Source organism: Bradyrhizobium sp. WCU1, assembly GCF_053474805.1.
The window spans coordinates 7,187,176-7,208,234 of sequence record NZ_CM130280.1 but is presented as its reverse complement, the minus strand read 5'-3'; the positions used below and the strand labels follow the sequence as shown (position 1 = coordinate 7,208,234).

Here is a 21,059-nt window from a genome sequence, read left to right as displayed (position 1 = left end):
CTGCGACATTGTAGCGCGAGAGGGGTAGGGGCTGTCATCAGCCAACATGGGCAGGGCAACGCGGAACCGGTTGGCGCGCCCCTGCCACGATGCGCCGCAGGGAACCAGCATGGCAGCGCGCAGCGGCAGTGATTACAACGACGGTCGCGCCCTTCACCACCCAGCCTGCCTGGATGTTTGAACCCTATCTCTCGGCCTGGAGCCTGGTCTCCGACGGCGACGTGATCGTCACGCACGCCGCACGGTTGCTGCCGGTGCGGCAGCACGGCGAACCGGCCATGCTCAAGCTTTCGCACGAGCCGAACGAGCGCCTCGGCGGCATCGTCATGGCGTGGTGGGATGGCGACGGCGCGGCGCGGGTCCTGGCCCGTGACGGCAAGGCGCTGCTGCTCGAACGGGCGATGGGTGCAGCGTCGCTGAGCGACATCGCCCGAACCGGCCGGGACGATGAGGCCTGCCGAATTCTCTGCGCAACAGCCGAGCGGCTGCATGCCCGGAGAGCAAAACCGAGGCCGGACTTGACGCCACTCAGAGACTGGTTTCGCGCGTTGTGGCCGGCGGCGAGAGCGCACGGCGGCATCCTGAACCGATCGGCCGACACCGCTGAGGCGCTGCTCGGCGATCCGCGCGAGATCGTGGTGCTGCATGGCGACCTGCACCATGACAATGTGCTCGACTTCGGCGCGCGCGGCTGGCTCGCGATCGATCCCAAGCATCTGGTCGGCGAGCGCGGCTTCGACTTCGCCAACATCTTCACCAACCCCGATCTTGCCGATCCGACACGGCCGGTCGCAACCGAACCCGGCCGCTTTGCGCGGCGTCTCGACGTCGTCGTGGAAACGGCGCGGCTGGATCGCCGGCGCCTGCTGTCATGGATCATCGCCTGGACAGGCTTGTCGGCAGCATGGTTCCTGGGCGATGGCGATCCGCTCGCCGAGATCGACCTTGCGATCGCACGACTTGCCGTAGCGGAGCTCGACCGGATGGCGTGAAGGCGCGCAGCGACTATGCCGCCGCGACGCTGGCCCCGCTCAACGACACGCTCAGGATCCGCCACTTCGAGATATCGAAGAAGTAGGCGGCCTTGATACGTGCGGACGCGGGATCCGGCGCCTGAATCGCCGTGTGGAATTGCCGCGTTCCATCGCTCAGCGAAATCCGGAATGTCTGCATTGGTCGAACCTCCACGCAGCCGATGCTGCGGCAAGGAGGGTTAAGATCCGGTTGCCGGTGACGGTGTCCGCGCCGCGCACGCGCGCCTTACGCGATGCCTTTCCCGGCCGAAGCCTGCGGCGACCGCACCATCGTATCTTCTGCACCGACGACGCGTCCGTCCTGTGCGCGCAGTTCTAGTCGCCGCACCGGCAACCCGTTCTTTCGATCGACCAGGAGCACATGCGCCTCGTCGGGCTCGAAGAAGAAATCCTCGCCCCACTGCCGGAGCGCGACGAGGAGCGGGAACAGCCCGCGACCTTTCTCGGTCAGCACATATTCCTGATACGCGCTTCCGTCCGCCGCGGGCACGGTCTCCATGATGCCGTGCGCCAAGAGATTGCGCAGCCGGGCGGAGAGGATGTTCTTGGCAAGCCCGAGGCTCTTCTGAAATTCGCCAAACCGGCGCAGCCCGTCGAACGCGTCGCGGACGATCAACAGCGACCACCAGTCGCCGATCGCATCGAGCGGCCGGGCCACTCCGCACATCGAGTCCCTGTGGCTCACTCGCTTGGCCATCGTGATCCGCCTGACGTCTTTCATCGCGGCGCGGCCCGAAAAGACCGCCCGATCGAGAACTCGATATATCGGTTGCAAAGTAAAACCTCAAGCGATACATGATGGTTTCAAATTAAAACTATCCGAGGCCCACCATGATCCAACCCGATGCAACGTTCGACGGCACCTTTCCCTTCACGCCGCATTTCAGCGCGGCGCTGGGCTTTCCGATGCATTATGTCGACGAAGGCCCGCGGGACGGCGAGGTGGTGCTTTGCCTCCACGGCGAGCCAACCTGGGGCTATCTGTTCCGGCATCTGGTGTCGGTCCTGCGCGCAACGCACCGCGTGGTCGTCCCGGATCACATGGGCTTTGGCAAGAGCGCAACGCCGGCGCAGCGCAGCTACTGGCTGCAGGATCATGTCGACAATCTCGAGGCCCTGGTCCTTGCGCTCGACCTCACCAATATCACCCTCGTGATGCATGATTTCGGCGGTCCGGTCGGCATGGGGTTCGCGGCACGCCATCCGGATCGGATCCGCCGCGTCATCTCGGCCAACGGACCGACGCCGTTCGGGCAAAGTGATCTGTTCGCGCGCGTCACCGCGAATGCGCAGGTCTCGCCCTGGTTTCAATGGATCGCAGCAGCCGAGACGAACGGCGAGCTCGAGCCGGTGCTCGGCCAACTCGGCTTCAATATTCTCAGCACGCTGAAGCTCAACGGCTTCGAGAACAACGCGGTCATCACCGACGCCTGGCTCGCCGCCTACGGGGCGCCTTTCGCGCGCCCGGCCGACTGCCTCGGCGCGATCGGATGGGCGAAGGGCTTTGCGACCGGGGCGCACCAATTCGAGGCGCCGACGCCTGCCGCCGATCGCGCGATCCGCAGCAGGCCGGCGCTGGCGATCTGGGGCGAAGCGGACCGCACGCTGCATGCAGACCATTTCCTGCCGCTGTTCTCCGCGATCTTCCCGGCGGCGCCGGTCAGGCGCCTTGCCGGCGTCGGGCATTACTGCTTCGAGGATGCGCCGCAGGACATTGCCGGCCTGATCGTGGAGTTCATTGCGCTGACTTGACGGCGGCCCGGCAAGACCTGGCCGTCGGGATCACGCAGCAGAGATCCGGGACATTGATTGGATTACGCCTGCACGGACGACGCGCAGGCCGTCCGCATTCCCATCCAAATCGGCGCGTAGCGGTTCAGCTCGCGCCGGCGAGGATGACGAGGTTGTTGATGACAGGCGTCGAGCAGAACGCCACGACAAGGGCAATCTTGGCAAGGCTTTCACTGCGCCACAGCAGCGCGATGACGAGATAGGTCAAGCCAAGTTTCGGGATCAGCCACCAGACGCCGAACCAGGCCTGGGCCATCTGCATGAACGGATTCGCCTCGCCGAATCCGAGCTCCAGAATCCTGTTGGTGGTGGCGAGGTCAGCGCATCCCAGAACCAGTACGGAAAGCAACAGCAGTGCCTTGACCCAATTCATCTCAACCTCTCGGTGCCGGACGCCGAACGGGCATTGCACCTACCATTCAAGCTGATTCGTTAATTGTTGGTTGGGGCAGGGAACTGCAACCGGGCCAGCTTGCGGAGGCGGTGAGCGTGGCGGAAGGGGTGTCCTGTCAACTCGGCTGGAATGATTTGGCATTTTGAATCATGGTCACCAAAAGCCACGGTATGAACTACGGTCAGCGACAGTTGGGGTGGGCGCGGATTGGTCTTTGCTGGCGAGCATCTGAGCATCGAGATTCTGCCATTCAAAATTCAGTCCTCGATCATCAGACCCGACGGCAAGTAAGCAAGTAACTTTCCGTCCGGCGGACCGTATCTCCAAAAGCGGGCGGCGCGGTGAAAGCCATCGATTAATATCAGAAAGCTGAACGAGCGGCCAAACGTGATCGGATCCGCAGGAAATTCATAGCTCGTTCCCTTGCGAAGCACGTTTCGAGGATCATCTGGATCGACGCTTGTCGTTGTCATGTATTCCTCGAACGAAACAAAGCGTCCCTCGCTTTCGGGATCCCACACATTTGGCGGCACGAACATCGAGCCCAATCTGGTCCGGCCAATTTCGATAACGTCGAATGAGAGCACTCCGGTCAGAAATGCGAGCAGGACGGGCCGAGCGCAAGCGGTACCAAAGGCGAGCTCATATTGTTCGGCTTCGGACAACTGCTCGAATGCCGTCCCGCTCGATCGCTTTGTGACGAGATGCTCCAGATGAGAATAGTGCCGGGCGGCCGCAGAATCTGTCAGCTCGCTGTAAGCCCATCGAGCTTGAACTTCCAACAGGGGCACGTTTTGCAGTCTCAAGTCATCCACTTTCTCTCGATCGAAATTGGGCTAGCTCTATCCAGGCCATTCCGCGATTGCGCCACATTGACAGTAATCGCGCTATTTGGTGCTCAGCCGGTCGCTGACACCATCGTCGCGCTGAACCACCAGGGGAGGGATGCAGACGTAGCTTTGCAATGTGGGATAAGCCAAGTTCATAGCGCCGTCGATCCCCTGATCCTGATCGACGATCGATGTTCCTGGAAACGGCACGAACTGCTTCTTGAGCGGCAGAACGCTGCCCAAGAGGCGCCTCGCTCCGCGTGGACTAATTGAGTATGCCTGTGTTCCGTAGGCGTGCCTGAGCCTGTGGGGGTGATAAATTGGTCGGCCGTCCGAAGTATCGCTCCAGGTAAAAGGTTCGGTTCGATCGTAAAACCGCATCTCCGAGGCGGAGAATCCAAGATCGATCCAGAGGAAAAGTGGATCGTAAATGAACCCCCACAATATTATATCCCAATCGGTTGGAAGCTGGGCCAGCACCGCCAGGCGGTGCTCATCGAATACAGGATGACTAAGCGCGTCGTCCTCGAAGATCGTCAACGGCTGGTCTTGAGACGCGGCCTTTTGCCAAAGCTGTATGTGAGACAGCGCGCAACCCAAGGCTCCCGCGCTGTAGTCAAGTTCAGGGGCAATGAGCCCTTGTCTTTCGAGGTCTAAGCGATCCAGCTTGCGGCCGTCGATCGCTGAAACTCGCTCAAAGTTGCCGAGCTTGGCATTGCGAGATCTGAACTTATCCCAGCGAGCCGTGCTTCGGTCCAAATTGATTACATGAATAGCATTCGCTGATTGCTTATTCTTTTGCGCCGCTCGAAATGGCGCGTTTGACCCCTTTGCTAGCAGGTACGAACCTAAGCCATTTGATACGATCGAGCGAGCCGCAGCCTCGGCGCCGATCGGATTTAGGTGAAATGCGTCTTGAAAAATGTCGGTACGGCCAGCCAATTGCGCTTCCAAATCGCACAGGGCGTGTTCTCCAGAACGAGCAGCCGCGCGAGTGGTCTCGTTGATCAGTACGCGAGTTCGGGCGATGCCGGGATCGATACTTTCGTCCCGCAGATGGGGAATAGTCGCGAACCAAAGCTCGATACCAAACGATCGCGCGGCTAGGGAAAAGAGATCGAGTAGCCGACGACGATCCGCGACGTTCGGCGCGGAAAGCAGGTTTTGGTCGCGCCACGAGTTGTTTGCATTAAGGTCGACGATCGGCTCGAGCCAACAATCGCGGCTCCAAAAGCTCGACTCGAGATTCGCAACATCCACATCCACAATCCCTGTCATCAGAATGACGACGTCAGGCTTGAGCGGTATGATCTTGTTGAGAAACAAGTTCAGCATATGGAGAGTGGTCGCACCGCTGTAGCCCCCGTTTCTCACGATGACATCTACAGCATTCTCGCTACGCAGAATGGTCTCTAGCTTTGCGCAAAATCGGTCATCGGGATCGAGGTACATACCTTCGACCACGCTGTCGCCGAGAACGATCACGGTTTGGGCCGCTGTAGTCGGGGACTTTGATCCACGAATGAAGCCGAGAGCGTCAGTCTCCAGAAGATATGGCTTTCGGACGAGAGTATGATTCCGACTTTGGACGTACTCATCTGAAGGTGTGTGAGAGAAGGACGCATTTGCCGGATACTCCTTCAATCGTATCGCTCTTTTCCCATCGCTGGCTGGAACGGTGTCCTTTCTCGGTGCTTCCCGTGCGGGCTTGGCGGCAAGTTCTCCGGCGATCAGCGGTCGGATTGCCTCCCCATCGGACGCGAAGGTCAGCCATCCGTAGACTTCGCGAGTGTCTAATATCTGTGAGATTCCCGCGCGTCGCGCGCTGTCGGCGAATACCACATATTCATACCGGCCCGATCCATCATCGTAGGTCAATTGCGGTATGGCGTCTGCGCGAACCAGATATGTGCAATGCACCACCGGCACCTCGTGGAGGCCCGGCGACGACCGGCTGAGAATAGTGTTGTATTCGTCGCTCGGAAGAAAATATCCGTTCGCGTCGATCTTCTGGTGATAGTTCGAGTACAGCGGCCGGTCGGCGTCGACACACTTGAGCAGCGGCGCTACGATCGGAAGATTGAGTTCTACAAGGTGCCGCAAGGTGAGGGGACGTAGGTAGTTGTCGACGTCGACCACGAAATAATAGTCGCATCCCAGAGCCAAAGTCTGGTTCATGCTGTGTTGGCGAATTCGACCTAGCACGGAGAAGCGAGTGGCATTCCACTCATGGTCAGCAAAGTCCTGAACGCGTTCCGAAACATTGCTATCGTCAAGTTCTACGTGCGAATATCGCGATCCGACACGCTGAAGCCAGTCCCGGAGAATTTCGGCGGTATCATCCCGGTTGTTGTTGGTCCGGACGTGGAGCGCGATCCGCTCCGACGGATAGTCGAGCGCTTCGATGCAGTCCAGAAACAGCGGCAAGTGGCCAGCTTTGCTTTTGGCAAGAATTGCTATCAGCACTTTGGGAAGCGGACGATTTCCGTCGGGTTCATTGAGTGCATTCGGTAGTTCGACCCTTTCGGATATCCGGTCCTTCGCAAAACGCAGATTGTCTTCTACGCGGCTTCTCAGGCCTTCATCGATTGACGGATTCTGAAGGATGCGAAGGCAGGCGTCCATGCAGCCTTGATAATCGCCAGCCCAAAAAGCGTTGACGGCGAATTCATCGAGTAGTCCGAACTCATAGATCCATTCCTCGGCGAACAGCGCTCCAACAGGCATCGGCAAATCAATGCCGCGGCGCGCGATATCAGCTCCCTCCTTGTTGCGACCCTTTGAACGGCAGTAGCGGCTGGCACCATGCAACGCCTCAGCTCGCGCGAGCTGAGAATCGGCGGCCCGCTGATAAGCCGCGATGACCTCGTGTTCAGGATGATCGAGCGCTTCCTTGAGCCGCGCCGCAGAATAGAGAGAAATAAAGACCTCTTCCTGCCAAAAGCCCATTTCAGCGCGCGCCAAGTAGTGGGGCAGCGCTTTCTCGGGCTCGTTGCAGTCACGATAGCTTTGAGCAAGGTAGAACGTGTAACGAGAGCGGAGAAACGCGTCCGTCTCGTTCTGCAGGGCGCCCTCCAGCAGCGCTGCATCTTTGCGGTATTTCTCGGGATCCTGGCTGCGTGCACCGCCGCCGCCAATCTGGATCGCAAAGCCGGAAGCGGTCTCCCGACCGCGAGCGTCGGCCGGCGCTTCCACGAACTCGTGCAAGACACCTCGAAAATAGAACTCCTTCTTGTTGCTGCAAAGCTGAGGCCGATGATGGCGGATGCCGTTGTGGTTGATGGCCACGTCATAGAGGTCGGCAGTCATGCCAGACTTGAAGGCGGCGACGTCAAACCCCGGCTCGATGGTGAGCGCGTCATCGGCGTCGATGATGAGGGCGTAGTCGACGTCCGGGTTCCGGCGCAGGCAAGCGAGCGCATGCGATCGGTTGTAAGCGAAATCCCGCCAGGGTTCGTCGATGACTTCGCCTGTCAATCCATTGCTGTCGAGCCACTGTCGTATGATGTCTTGCGTGCCGTCGGTCGAGCCGGTGTCTTCGATCAACACATAGTCGATCATCGGTCGAACGCTGTCGAGGCAACGAACGATAACCGCCGCCTCGTTCTTGACGATCATGCACAGGCCGATCGACTTTCCGTTTGGTTTCGACAATCCGGACTCCTTGACCACAGGCTCTTTATTGCTGCGCTCGTTCTCGCACCGCTGGGAAGACGGAGCAGCTGAAACCGCGGTTGGCGGCGCCGAATTGCCTTCAAGTGCAGTACTCACTTCGGCCGCCTCAATCGAGGCGATCCAGGATTCGCTATCGGCGACACCGTAAGATACGAGCAGGCGACGGCCGTCTGGATGCCAAGCCAGCCCCGCCGCGAACTCGACCCCTTTTTCCTTGAAATAGAACGGGCGACTAAGCCGGCGCAGATTATTTTCGCTATCGAACCATACAAAGCGATGCTGATAGAACCTTCGATCGTTCTGCCACTGAACTTCATGAACGAGTGCGAGCCATCCTTCGTCAAACTCAATGAGTTGTGTTCCGCCTCGGAACTGTTCGACGGCGAAGCCGGCATCGCTCTCTGAGACGGTTTCACCCCTGTCGTTTACGATCCTGGTCGGGTCGCATGAGTAGATGAAATGCAGACTTGCGCCCTTGGCTTGCGGCATCCAGTTCTTTTCATGGAGTCGTGGACCCTCAGGACGAAGCACGAGCCACTCAGCGAGTCGGGTTTCCGAATTGCTTCGTTGTTCAATCCGGGCGATCAACTGTTCGCACCAGCCTTCAGCATTCAACTCGCGGACGCATGAGCTGCCCCATAGCGAGCCATTCCAACTGAACAAACGAATATCCTCGAGTCCTTGCACTTCCTCGAATTGGGTTTTTGGGAAGTCGGCGGGCAGCAGAAGTTCGGCCGCAGTTTCCACCTCAAGATCCGCGTTCAACCGTAGCAGATAGTTGCGCGTTCGAATGGGAGCGCCGTTATCTGTCTCATAGGTGCCGTCTTTGAGCAGGCGAAAATTCACTGTCCGCTGCACGAGATAGAGGTCATTTCCATGACGCGAGACAGAGGGATTGGTTGGCCGATAGCCTTGAGGGACGTCGCAATCCACCTGTCGTGCAGAAAATGATCCAAATAGCCGCTCCGCCGGCTGCAGGTAAAAGAATAAGTTTGTCCGCGCGAGCTCACGTGGGGCGTCCGGAATTGCTCGGTTGAGCGCCAGGCTGTTGCAAATCGAGTAGCCACGGTCCCAGCGGGCGGCGTCCTGACTATAATTTGCGGCGATCGAGAATTCCTCGCGAAGGCCGGTCTGGTAGACGTCGGTTTCAATGAAAAGGATGTCGTTTTCGGGGGCCGATATCGAAAGGCCGAGCTCGGAAAAGTGGAGGCTTGTCTCATACCTGCCGCGTTCTCGATAGTATCGTGCCAGTTCGTAAAGGGGTTCCGCGCGTGTCGGCCTTTGCTTGAACGCTTCAAGTGCCTTGCTGACGAAGCCGTCTTCGTCGCCCAGGTCTCGCAGGCACCGTGCGTGCTGCAGCCGTGCCATCCACGCTTCTTCGTCCCAGCCTTCCATGTCCGCGCGCTTGGCAAAGGCTGCGGCGGCTTCGACATATTGGCAGGCATCTCGGTAGGACCACGCAAGATAAAACCAGTACCGAGCGTTGTCGGGCTCAAGGTCGAGCGCCGCTTTGAGTAGTCGGATATCCCGCTCTGATTTGTCGCCACGATTCGATCCATCGGCGTGATCGATGTACCAGGCGCCCTGCAGTTCAACGACGTCTCCCGGGACGTCGATATATTCGTGCGTCACTCCAAAGTACTTCGAACCACTGTCACGCCGAACCAGTCGGGTGTTCCAGTAGCTCAATCCGCCCGACGCGCGCTGCAAGAGGCGGTAGCCTGGACCGGAAAGGGACTTACGAAATTCGGCGTTGTCGACGATGAGCTCCATATCGGCGTCGTTGAACAGGACGTAATCGAACTCAAGCTCTGAGGCGCAGGCACGATCGAGCGCGTCGTTCCGAGCTTGTCCGAAATCGTGGAACGGAATTGTATGAAGTTCTCCCGGAAGATTGCGCCGGGCAAAGAACGTCTTGATGAAGTCCTGCGTGCCGTCAGACGAACCGGTATCGCAGATGACCCAGCAAGCGATGTGGTCAGCGACCGCCGCCAGGCAGCGCTCGAGATTTGCCACCTCGTTCTTGACGATCATGTTCAGGCAAAGGCGCTTATTTTCCACCACCGCCAAACTTTTTCGGTTTCCGCAAGCAATTGTAAAAAGTTCAAACCAGGAAATATTGTGCTCGACGCCCTAGGTCAGCGAACCCGTTGTTCCATCGAACGTCGCGAAACAATTTAGCTGAAATTGTTCGGGCAGCAAATTCAGTGAGTTGTGCGCTACATGCGAGGTCAGCCCGCTGGTTAATGGAAATGGGGAGCGAAATAATTTGATGTATTTTGATTTCGATCTTGAATTTTCTTGCGCTCGCTTTCTCAGTCTGCTTTACATCTTAAGGGATAATTAATTTTGCGGTCCGTCTGCGATTCAGGCGGGAACTTTTTGAATGACGTTCAATCTTGGAATGTGATCTTCAGCGCGTTTTTGGCGACTGAAGTGAGTGTAGCGGGTACCACCCAAGGTTGAACCACTAAATTGTGGTTGGTTCGAGCGTCGGTCTCCGGACAAACGTGCTCCGGGATTCGATCTCGTGAAATGCGTTGGGTGGCGCCGTATGGTTAAGTCAGGTCCGGCCGATAAGTCGGCCTCTTCCCGCAGCTCTGTTTCCGTCACACCTCCCTTAACGGGAGAAGGCATTGCCAAATATGCGGGGCTTCTCTCCGCGGGCATCTCAAACGAAATCACGGTAACCGGATCGTTGCCGCGTGGCGCGACCACCCAGAACATTACCTACTTCGTCGTCGATCGAGCCACGAAGACGATCGTTTCCCAGGTCATTTTACCAGACGCGTCCGATCGCTTCAGCGCGGTCGAGATGCGGATGAAGGTCGGGCGCTACGCGAGTGCCTACGACATCGGCACTTTTGATTCGAACGGCGAGTTTACGGTCTGTCCGTTTCTGTCCGTCCGAAGCTCTCTGAGTCTCTCATCACCAAGCGGACCAAGTAGCAAATAGTCTGAACGCACTACAGAGCGTCTGCACATTGATTTGGGCTGAGGCGGCAACCCGCGCTCGGCCTGACGTGAATTGTTGTAAGTCAAAACAGGACCAATTTCATGGCCCACAAATCAGAGCTTCTGTTCGTCGATCCGCTCGTTCCCGACCTGAACACGCTGCTGGAGAATCTCCGGCCCGAGGTTCGGGCTATTGTGCTCGACGGTGCAAGGCCTGCTGCAAGGCAGATGGCGGAAGCGCTGGTGGGGATCGAAGGCCTCGATGCGATTCACATTGTCGCGCATGGCGCGCCTGGGCGTGTTTGCTTCACATCCGGCGAGTGGTCAGTTGATACCCTGCCAGTTCACGCCAAGGACTTGGCCCGAATTGGTAGCGCTCTTGCTCAAGAAGGAGATGTACGGCTCTGGAGTTGCGATGTCGCTCGAGGCTCTTTCGGCGCGAGTTTCATTGGGGCGCTTGAGCATGAGTTCGGCGCTGGCGTTGCGGCGGCATGTGGGCCGATCGGCGACATGCGCCGCGGAGGGACGTGGCGCCTGGAAAGGTCAAATTGCAACGGGCAGTACTTGCCGTTTGCGCCGGAGATGCAGTCAACCTATGCGGGACTTTTGGCCGTTGTCGATGACTACGTTACGATCAGCGGCTCCGTAGGTAATGGCAGTGGTCACCTGTCGAGCGGCACCTACTATATCGAAACGACAATCGGTGGCGTGGTCACCGTTGTTGGCTCGTTTACGATCCCGAATATCACCAACGTTGCGTTCCAACTCAACGTACTCGTCAGCTCCACAGGCAATTACACCGTCGTCAATTTTTTCGGTTTGACGGTTGACGGTACGAGTAGCGGTGAGACCTTCACGCTGACAGGTCCCAACAGTAATGTGGGTCCCACCGGCGCCACGGGTTCGACCGGTTCAACTGGCGCCACCGGCGCAACAGGATCAACTGGCGCTACAGGTGCGACCGGCGCCACGGGCAGGACGGGCGCGACGGGATCGACCGGCGCTACGGGCGGAACGGGCGGGACAGGATCAACCGGCGCCACAGGTGCGACTGGCGCCACGGGCGGAACGGGCGGGACGGGATCGACCGGCGCCACGGGTGCGACGGGCGCCACGGGCGGGACCGGATCAACCGGCGCCACAGGTGCGACTGGCGCCACGGGCGGGACCGGATCAACCGGCGCCACAGGTGCGACTGGCGCCACGGGCGGGACGGGCGGGACGGGATCGACCGGCGCCACGGGTGCGACCGGCGCCACGGGCGGAACGGGCGGGACGGGATCGACCGGCGCCACGGGTGCGACCGGCGCCACGGGCGGAACGGGCGGGACGGGATCGACCGGCGCCACGGGTGCGACCGGCGCCACGGGCGGAACGGGCGGGACGGGATCGACCGGCGCCACGGGTGCGACCGGCGCCACGGGCGGAACGGGCGGGACGGGATCGACCGGCGCCACGGGTGCGACCGGCGCCACGGGCGGAACGGGCGGGACGGGATCGACCGGCGCCACGGGTGCGACCGGCGCCACGGGCGGAACGGGCGGGACGGGATCGACCGGCGCCACAGGTGCGACCGGCGCCACGGGCGGAACGGGCGGGACGGGATCGACCGGCGCCACGGGTGCGACCGGCGCCACGGGCGGAACGGGCGGGACGGGATCGACCGGCGCCACGGGTGCGACCGGCGCCACGGGCGGAACGGGCGGGACGGGATCGACCGGCGCCACGGGTGCGACCGGCGCCACGGGCGGAACTGGCGGGACGGGATCAACCGGCGCCACAGGTGCGACCGGCGCCACGGGCGGAACGGGCGGGACGGGATCGACCGGCGCCACAGGTGCGACGGGCGCCACGGGCGGGACGGGATCAACCGGCGCCACAGGTGCGACCGGCGCCACCGGCGGAACTGGCGGGACGGGATCGACCGGCGCCACAGGTGCGACGGGCGCCACGGGCGGAACGGGCGGGACGGGATCGACCGGCGCCACGGGTGCGACCGGCGCCACGGGCGGAACGGGCGGGACGGGATCGACCGGCGCCACAGGTGCGACCGGCGCTACGGGCGGAACGGGCGGGACGGGATCAACCGGCGCCACAGGTGCGACCGGCGCCACGGGCGGAACGGGCGGGACGGGATCAACCGGCGCCACAGGTGCGACCGGCGCCACGGGCGGAACGGGCGGGACAGGATCGACCGGCGCCACGGGTGCGACCGGCGCCGCCGGTGCAACGGGCTCGACCGGTGCAACCGGACGAACCGGCGCAACGGGAGCTACCGGCAATACGGGAGCAACGGGCTCGACCGGCGCAACCGGATCGACAGGGGCGACTGGACGTACCGGCGCGACGGGTGCGACCGGACCCAGAGGGCCGACAGGGCCAACGGGACCGCGAGGTAACACTGGTGCAACCGGTCGTACCGGTGCAACTGGATCCACCGGTTCGACGGGCGCAACTGGTGCCACAGGCTCGACTGGAGCAACGGGCTCGACGGGTGCAACAGGAGCCACAGGCTCCACGGGTGCCACTGGTGCTACCGGCGCAACGGGTGCTACCGGCGCCACGGGCGCAACGGGTGCTACCGGCTCGACCGGTGCAACGGGCGCGACCGGTGCGACAGGAGCCACAGGCTCGACGGGTGCCACTGGTGCTACCGGCTCAACCGGCGCAACGGGTGCCACAGGCTCGACTGGAGCAACAGGCTCGACCGGTGCAACAGGAGCGACAGGCTCGACGGGCGCAACGGGTGCCACAGGCTCGACTGGAGCAACGGGCTCGACGGGTGCAACAGGAGCCACAGGCTCCACTGGTGCTACCGGCTCAACCGGTGCAACGGGTGCCACAGGCTCGACGGGCGCAACTGGTGCCACCGGTTCGACCGGTGCAACGGGTGCCACAGGCTCGACTGGAGCAACGGGCTCGACCGGTGCGACAGGCTCGACGGGCGCAACTGGTGCCACCGGTTCGACCGGTGCAACAGGCTCGACGGGTGCCACTGGTGCAACCGGTGCAACGGGTGCCACAGGCTCGACGGGTGCCACTGGTGTTACCGGCTCAACCGGCGCAACGGGTGCCACAGGCTCGACTGGAGCAACAGGCTCGACCGGTGCAACAGGAGCAACAGGCTCGACCGGTGCAACAGGAGCGACAGGCTCGACGGGCGCAACGGGTGCTACCGGCTCAACCGGCGCAACGGGTGCCACAGGCTCGACTGGAGCAACGGGCTCGACGGGTGCAACAGGAGCCACAGGCTCCACTGGTGCTACCGGCTCAACCGGTGCAACGGGTGCCACAGGCTCGACGGGCGCAACTGGTGCCACCGGTTCGACCGGTGCAACGGGTGCCACAGGCTCGACTGGAGCAACGGGCTCGACGGGTGCAACAGGAGCCACAGGCTCCACTGGTGCTACCGGCTCAACCGGTGCAACGGGTGCCACAGGCTCGACGGGCGCTACCGGATCGACTGGAGCAACGGGTGCGACAGGCTCGACGGGCGCAACTGGTGCCACCGGTTCGAGCGGTGCAACGGGTGCCACAGGCTCGACTGGAGCAACGGGCTCGACGGGTGCAACAGGAGCCACAGGCTCCACTGGTGCTACCGGCTCAACCGGTGCAACGGGTGCCACAGGCTCGACGGGCGCTACCGGATCGACTGGAGCAACGGGCTCGACCGGTGCGACAGGCTCGACGGGCGCAACTGGTGCCACCGGTTCGACCGGTGCAACGGGTGCCACAGGCTCGACTGGAGCAACGGGCTCGACGGGTGCAACAGGAGCCACAGGCTCCACTGGTGCTACCGGCTCAACCGGTGCAACGGGTGCCACAGGCTCGACGGGCGCTACCGGATCGACTGGAGCAACGGGCTCGACCGGTGCGACAGGCTCGACGGGCGCAACTGGTGCCACCGGTTCGACCGGTGCAACAGGCTCGACGGGTGCCACTGGTGCAACCGGTGCAACGGGTGCCACAGGCTCGACGGGTGCTACCGGATCGACTGGAGCAACGGGCTCGACCGGTGCGACAGGCTCGACGGGCGCAACTGGTGCCACCGGTTCGACCGGTGCAACAGGCTCGACGGGTGCCACTGGTGCAACCGGTGCAACGGGTGCCACAGGCTCGACGGGTGCCACAGGCTCGACTGGAGCAACAGGCTCGACCGGTGCAACAGGAGCGACAGGCTCGACGGGCGCAACAGGTGCTACCGGCTCAACCGGCGCAACGGGTGCCACAGGCTCGACTGGAGCAACGGGCTCGACGGGTGCAACAGGAGCCAGAGGCTCGACGGGTGCCACTGGTGCTACCGGCTCAACCGGCGCAACGGGTGCCACAGGCTCGACCGGTGCAACAGGAGCGACAGGCTCGACGGGCGCAACGGGTGCTACCGGTTCGACGGGTGCAACCGGCTCGACGGGCAGAGCCGGAGCCACAGGGGCAACCGGCCCGGCGGGGTCGACCGGAGCGACCGGCTCGACTGGTCCACGTGGTCCAAGGGGGCCGACTGGTCCGCGAGGCCACCGTGGTCACACCGGCCCAACTGGTCCGACCGGCACTGCCGGAGCGACGGGAGCAACTGGTGCGACCGGCGCAGCAGGCGCTACCAGTTCGACCGGAGCTACCGGCGCGACGGGAGTTGGAGCGACCGGCTCGACGGGCTCGGCGGGTGCAACGGGAACGTCTGGTAATCATGATGATAAGACGTCGCTGACCACGACGATCAATCCCGATACGACCATTGGCGCGTTGAACCCGGTGCTGCTGAAATTGGAGGCTGCTGTCGCGGACCTGGCGCTTGCAATGGCGGGAGGATCAATGAATGGCCAGCAGTTGCAGGCCGATCTGACGACGATCAAGAGCTTGGCGCAGATGCTGTTGTCCCGCATGGGCAACACGGATGGCGGCTCGGCCTTCGATCAGAACCGTCCGGGTGGTGCCGGAACGATTGGTCAACTCGATCAATCGAACAGGCCCAACCTCAATCTGCCGAAACACGACTCTTAAGGTCGGCGGCTGAAAAAGTGATGGATGAGGAGGCCAGGGATCGCATCCCTGGGCTCCTCTCCGATCAGGCCGAGAATTGCCGATGGTAGGCACTACGAAAATCAATCGCCGACGCTTCCTCGTTCTCTCGGGCAGCGCGGCGGTTCTTAGCGTCGTTGGAATCGGGAGGGGCTTCGGGCGCGAGGTCGCCCCGACAGAAGACCTTCGAAGCGCTCCGATCGAACTGTCGGGCGATTGGCATGCGGCGCCGACCGACGCTGTGATGCGTGTACTCACGCGGATCCGGGAGGTCGATCTGTCGGGAATGCGATTGCTGTCGGATCGGCAACCCAGGAAGCTTCGTATCGAAAACCATAGCGAAGTTGCGCCGGCGATCTGGCTGCACAGCGATCAGCCCGACATGGCTTCGATCGTCGTGAACATCGGCTATGCCGACTGGTGCAGGCTCGCGTATCAATTCGGTCACGAGCTTGGGCATGTCCTCAGCAACAGCTGGCAATTTTCCGCAAAACCACAACCTCCGACACAATGGCTCGAGGAGGTGCTCGTGGAGACATTTTCGGTTCGCGGCCTGCGGCTGCTCGCCGATAGCTGGGAGAAATCGCCGCCATTTGCGGGGGACGCAGGTTTTGCCCGTGCTGTTCGTCAATATGGCTCCGCGCTGCTGGACAAATTCAAAGCTGACTATCTTTCCCCGCTCAAGTGGTTCCGGATGAATCGCGCGAAGCTGGAAATTGGATCCGGCAAGGACGTTCTGTGGGGACCCGCGGTGGTCGGTGTCCTCCAGATCTACGAGGACGTCAAACCTGGCAAACCAACCTGCCTCGATGATCTCGGAGCCTTGAACCGCTGGCCGGAGCGGACCTCCGTTCCGATCGAACGCTATCTCGATTTGTGGACAGAAAGCTGTGTTGCAATTGGCTCCACCGGCGAATTGCCGTCCCGGCTACGGCAATTGTTCGCGATCGCGTGAGATGTCGGTGCGAGCAGGGTCCAATCGCGTCAACCAACTGGAGGGATTTCGGTGTTGCGACCGGTCGAATTCGTCTAGATTGCCGCGATATAGTGAAGATTTTTATTCTGTTGTCGATTTAGGAGGGTGACCGTGGACCCGCATAGCGGAGCCTTTGGGGAGCCGGGACCTGGCAAGTATGTCCGCTTGCTGCAGAACGCAATTGACGATCTTGGTGCGGACGATGAAGCGTCGCGTGATGCGCTTTACAGCCGGGCACGTGCCCTTTTGGAGAGCCGGCTCGCCGCCAGAAGGGATATGTCGCAGGCACAAATCGACACTGAGAAAGGTGATTTCGATCAGGCAGTATGGCGCGTCGAAGGGCAGGTCCGACCCGGCGTAACGGCACCGGTGAGAACGCCATCGTACAATGTCCCCGGCGACCTGGATGTCATCCCGGCTCGGAGCGGTGACCGGTCACACGTTGTGGCGTCACGAGATATTCGTTCCGAACGCCCGCGAGGACGCTCACGCGCCGCCAAAGGGCCGAGCACCTCGCGACGTGCCTGGCAAACGGCGAAAGCGCAATTCGCGGCGCGATGGTCCGGTCTCCCGCGTAGATTCATGGATAGTCTCCGTGGAGGCGGCGAGCTAGTGACCGATCTCGGTGTCCGCGCATGCCACTCCGCACAACGGATTTGCGCGGAGCTCGCCGCAAAGGTCAACGTAGAGGCTCTGTCAAAGCCGCTTGCCGTTTCATCCGCACCGAAATTAACCGGGGTTGATCCGCAACAAGGGCATTCAATCAATCGCCTGGACGCGCAACGCAGTCCGCAATACCAGGCACGACTGCAGGCGGTTATTCAGGTGGCCCGTCATTACGGCGTCGAGCTTGATGCCAGCGAATTGAGAGCTGGTGAACCCGATATCTATCCATCGGCTGCCGCACTCTCGACCTGGGCACAGAACGCCGGTCTGTGGTCTCGTGCGGTACGAACCAGTTGGCGGCACTTGCAGGGCATGAGCGAGGCTGGTCCCGTCGTCCTGTTGTTTGCCGATGGCAGCGCCGCGCTCATGGTTGGCGCAAACGGCGATCAGAATATCGTTATGCTCAGGGATCCCGGCGCCCCGGCAGACGCGGCCGTGCCCGTCGATGAGTTGCGCCTTTCTCAGGTGTGGAGCGGTGAGGCCATCCTGGTGCGCGCGAGCCGAAGCGGCACTGCGGCCGACGCTCCGTTTGATTTGCGCTGGCTTTTCGATCTCGTTCTGCGCGAAAGGCGCTTGCTGCGGGACATCGGCATCGCCTCGCTCACCATCAGCTTCCTCACCATCTTCCCACCACTCCTGGTGATGACGATGGTGAACAAGGTCCTGCAATTTCACAGCACGTCGACTTTGGTGATGCTTGCGGCAGTCATGGCGGTCGTCATCATTTATGAATCCCTCCTGGGACATGCGCGACGTCATATCATTGCGGTCGTCGGCGCGAGGCTCGACGCAAAACTCAATCTGCACGTCTTCAATCGGCTGCTTCGCCTGCCACTGGATTACTTCGAGCGCCATCCTGCCGGCGAAACGATGTATCGCATCGCGCAGGTCTATCGCGTTCGCGAGTTTCTGACCGGCCGCCTTCTGACGACGTTTCTCGACCTGATGACGCTTTGCGTGCTGCTCCCGTTCCTGTTCTATCTAAGTCCGATCCTCGCCAGCATTGTTCTTGGCTGCGCTTGCCTGATCTTGCTGATCATCATCGCATTCCTGAAGCCGATGCGAGAGATGTATGGACGGGTCGCCACCGCCGAGACGTGGAAATCGGCGACGCTCGGTGAGACGATCGTGGGGATCAAGACGGTCAAGGCTTTGGCGCTTGAGCCGCAACGTCGCGCCCTCTGGGACGAACGCATTGCCGAGGCAGGAAAATGGCGGCTCGAATTCGGCCGCTTGTCCAATTGGCCGCAGACTTTGGTTACACCGATAGAGCGCTTGATGGTGCTTGGCACGACCATGCTTGGTGCATATCTCGCGATGAGCGACCAGTCAGGCTACATGGTCGGCGGATTGTTCGCGTTCCTGATGCTGAGCGCGCGGGTCGCCCAGCCGCTGGTCGGGCTGGCGCGACTGATCGAGGACTATGAGGAGGTTGGGGCCGCGATTGGAGAAGCGAGCTCCGTTCTCAATCGGCCCACTGAGAGCGGTGCGCGAGCGGGAGGCTTGAGGCCGAAGTTCGCAGGTGAAATAGCCTTCCAGGACGTCAGCTTCACCTACCTCAACACAACTGTCCCCGCACTCGACAGGATCAGCTTCTCCGTTCCTGCCGGATCGACGCTAGGGATAGTTGGCCGCAGCGGATCCGGCAAGTCGACGGTTACGCGCCTGCTGCAGGGTATTAATCGTGACTACAAGGGATTTGTGAAGATCGATGGCGCTGATCTGCGCGACGTTGATCTACGGCACCTTCGACAGAGCCTCGGTGTCGTCTTGCAAGAGAATTTTCTCTTTCGCGGTTCCATCAGAGATAACATCATCGCCGGTCGACCGGGGCTGACCTTGTCCGATGCTGTTTATGCGGCAAGGCTCGCCGGTGCGGAGGAATTCATCGAGCGGATGCCCAATGGCTTCGAAACCTACATCGAAGAGGGATCTCCAAACCTTTCCGGCGGCCAAAGGCAGCGACTGGCGATTGCACGAGCGCTCATTGCAGATCCACGCATCCTGATATTGGACGAAGCGACCAGCGCACTTGACCCGGAAAGTGAAGCCGTCGTGACGGCCAACCTTGAACGTATCGCCAGCGGACGGACAATGGTCATTGTTTCGCACCGGTTGTCGTCGCTGGTCGGCTGCGATCAAATTCTAGTTCTCGATCAAGGTAAGATCGTCGACTGCGCTACGCACAACGTTTTGGTGGAGCGTTGCACGATCTACCGACAACTTTGGAACCAGCAGAACCGGCACGTCGAACCGACGCGCCAGTCGGTTACTCCGAAGCTGGTCACGGGCGGAGCGAACGCACCATGAGCGAAGTGCAGGCCAATTTGCTGCCGCTACCGTTCAGATCGAAGAAGAGCGATCCGACGTTGCCAGTGATTCTTGAATTCCAGCAACCGTCAACGGCGATTGTTAATGCACCTGTCCCGCGCGCAGCCCGTGGCACCGTCTGGATCGTCTCCAGCATGGTCGCTGCCTTGGTTCTAGTTGCGGGTGTATTGCCCGTCGATCAGGTCGTCACAGCGCGCGGCCTTGTGGTTTCGCAATCCTCCACCGTTCTCGTGCAGCCACTTGAAACCGCAATCGTTCGTTCAATCGACGTCAGCGAAGGCCAGCGCGTGCGGTCGGGCGACGTGCTGGCACGGCTAGATCCAACCTTCGCGGAAGCAGATCGAGTGGCTTTAGAGGGGCAACTGAACAGCCTTGAGCCCGAACTTGCGCGTCTGCGCGCTGAGGCAGATGGACAGCCGTTCACGTACTCCGGCAATGATCCAAATTGGACCTTGCAGGCCTCGATTTTCAACCATCGAAAGGCGCAATTTGATGCCAAGGTCGAGAACTACGAGCATCGCCTGCAGGAACTGAATTCCGTTATAGCGAGGGCGGACTCTGATGCTGTAGGCTATCGTGATCGCCTCGGTGTCGCCCAAAGCATCGAGGATATGCGCCGGCAACTGGAGGCGACCCAGACCGGAAGTCGGCTGAACTCGCTGATCGCAAAGGATACACGCGTTGAAATGCAGCGGTCGCTTTCCAACGCTGTTGCGACAGGGGAGGGGGCGAAGCGCGATCAAGCGGCACTTGCTTCCGACCGCGACGCCTACGTTCGTGGCTGGAAGGCTGAAGCATCGCAAAAGTTGCAGGAGATCACCGTCAAGGCGGCCGATACACGCGAGCTGCTGACCAAGGCGAACCTGCGACGCAAGCTGGTCGAGATCCGCGCCGGGCTGGACGCGATCGTGCAATCGGTCGCAAAGGTCTCGGTAGGATCCGTCATGCAGTCGGGCCAGCAATTCATTACGCTCGTGCCGGCAGACGCGCCGCTTGAGATCGAGGCCAACATCGCGGGCAAGGATAACGGCTTTGTGCACGTCAAGGATCCCGTGGCCATCAAGTTCGACACGTTTCCATTCTCTCAGTACGGTATGGCCGAGGGTGTCGTGCGCATCGTGAGCCCGGACAGCTTTAATGCTCAGGTAGAGGCGCGCAATCCGACCAGTGCCATTCCGACGACGAATCTGGAGCCATTTTACCGAAGCCGCATAAGTATCGATCGGGTGGCCCTGCACGACGTGCCGGCCGGTTTCCAGCTCACGCCAGGCATGCCCGTAACCGCTGATATCAAGGTGGGGCAGCGCACCGTACTAAAATACATGCTCGGCCTGATGCTTCCGGTGACGCAGGAAGCGATGCGCGAGCCCTGATCGAGATGGCTTTGCTGT

Annotated in this window: 11 protein-coding genes and 1 pseudogene; 8 read left to right on the top strand and 4 right to left on the bottom strand. The window is 61.2% G+C overall.

Going from position 1 to position 21,059, the window contains the following annotated elements; all coding sequences use genetic code 11:
- The first annotated feature begins 173 nt into the window (after window positions 1-173).
- Window positions 174-992: an aminoglycoside phosphotransferase family protein gene (locus tag ACTUWL_RS33790; protein ID WP_035653331.1), complete on the top strand. Its 819-nt coding sequence runs from the start codon at window positions 174-176 to the stop codon at window positions 990-992.
- Between the two features lie 268 nt (window positions 993-1,260).
- On the opposite strand, the gene ACTUWL_RS33785 is transcribed toward ACTUWL_RS33790, so the two are convergent.
- Window positions 1,261-1,731 (bottom strand): winged helix-turn-helix transcriptional regulator, encoded by a 471-nt coding sequence (locus tag ACTUWL_RS33785; RefSeq protein ID WP_021081921.1) that lies wholly within the window; start codon window positions 1,729-1,731, stop codon window positions 1,261-1,263.
- Window positions 1,732-1,865: 134 nt separating this feature from the next.
- Here ACTUWL_RS33785 and ACTUWL_RS33780 point away from each other — a divergent pair, with 134 nt between their 5' ends.
- The gene (locus ACTUWL_RS33780) at window positions 1,866-2,786 is read left to right on the top strand and encodes an alpha/beta fold hydrolase (protein ID WP_021081922.1); all 921 of its coding nucleotides are present in this window, start codon (window positions 1,866-1,868) and stop codon (window positions 2,784-2,786) included.
- A gap of 124 nt (window positions 2,787-2,910) precedes the next feature.
- Here the strand turns inward: ACTUWL_RS33780 and ACTUWL_RS33775 are convergent, their stop codons facing one another.
- The 3 genes from ACTUWL_RS33775 to ACTUWL_RS33765 all read right to left on the bottom strand — a co-directional run bounded on the left by ACTUWL_RS33775 (window position 2,911) and on the right by ACTUWL_RS33765 (window position 9,788).
- Window positions 2,911-3,198, bottom strand: coding sequence for a DUF5658 family protein (locus ACTUWL_RS33775; RefSeq protein ID WP_021081923.1), 288 nt, complete (start codon window positions 3,196-3,198; stop codon window positions 2,911-2,913).
- Between the two features lie 278 nt (window positions 3,199-3,476).
- Entirely contained in the window at window positions 3,477-4,034 is a 558-nt protein-coding gene (locus ACTUWL_RS33770) for a hypothetical protein (RefSeq protein ID WP_021081924.1), read from the bottom strand.
- A gap of 72 nt (window positions 4,035-4,106) precedes the next feature.
- A complete protein-coding gene (locus tag ACTUWL_RS33765; protein WP_299105960.1) occupies window positions 4,107-9,788 on the bottom strand; it encodes a glycosyltransferase family 25 protein in 5,682 nt (1,893 codons plus the stop codon).
- 490 nt (window positions 9,789-10,278) lie between these two features.
- Here ACTUWL_RS33765 and ACTUWL_RS33760 point away from each other — a divergent pair, with 490 nt between their 5' ends.
- From ACTUWL_RS33760 to ACTUWL_RS33735, 6 genes and pseudogenes are all read left to right on the top strand, one after another.
- On the top strand, window positions 10,279-10,680 hold the full coding sequence (locus ACTUWL_RS33760; RefSeq protein ID WP_021081926.1) for a hypothetical protein: 402 nt from the start codon (window positions 10,279-10,281) through the stop codon (window positions 10,678-10,680).
- 101 nt (window positions 10,681-10,781) lie between these two features.
- A pseudogene (locus ACTUWL_RS33755) lies at window positions 10,782-11,228 on the top strand (DUF4347 domain-containing protein); the annotation flags it as partial.
- A 4,191-nt stretch (window positions 11,229-15,419) separates the two neighbouring features.
- Window positions 15,420-15,677, top strand: a complete 258-nt coding sequence (locus ACTUWL_RS33750) for a hypothetical protein (protein WP_035651627.1) — start codon at window positions 15,420-15,422, stop codon at window positions 15,675-15,677.
- An 82-nt stretch (window positions 15,678-15,759) separates the two neighbouring features.
- Window positions 15,760-16,650, top strand: a complete 891-nt coding sequence (locus ACTUWL_RS33745; protein WP_021079394.1) for a hypothetical protein — start codon at window positions 15,760-15,762, stop codon at window positions 16,648-16,650.
- A 633-nt stretch (window positions 16,651-17,283) separates the two neighbouring features.
- On the top strand, window positions 17,284-19,647 hold the full coding sequence (locus ACTUWL_RS33740) for a peptidase domain-containing ABC transporter (protein WP_021079393.1): 2,364 nt from the start codon (window positions 17,284-17,286) through the stop codon (window positions 19,645-19,647).
- The gene (locus ACTUWL_RS33735; protein WP_021079392.1) at window positions 19,644-21,041 is read left to right on the top strand and encodes an HlyD family type I secretion periplasmic adaptor subunit; all 1,398 of its coding nucleotides are present in this window, start codon (window positions 19,644-19,646) and stop codon (window positions 21,039-21,041) included. The genes ACTUWL_RS33740 and ACTUWL_RS33735 overlap by 4 nt, the downstream gene beginning before the upstream one ends.
- Window positions 21,042-21,059: the final 18 nt, after the last annotated feature.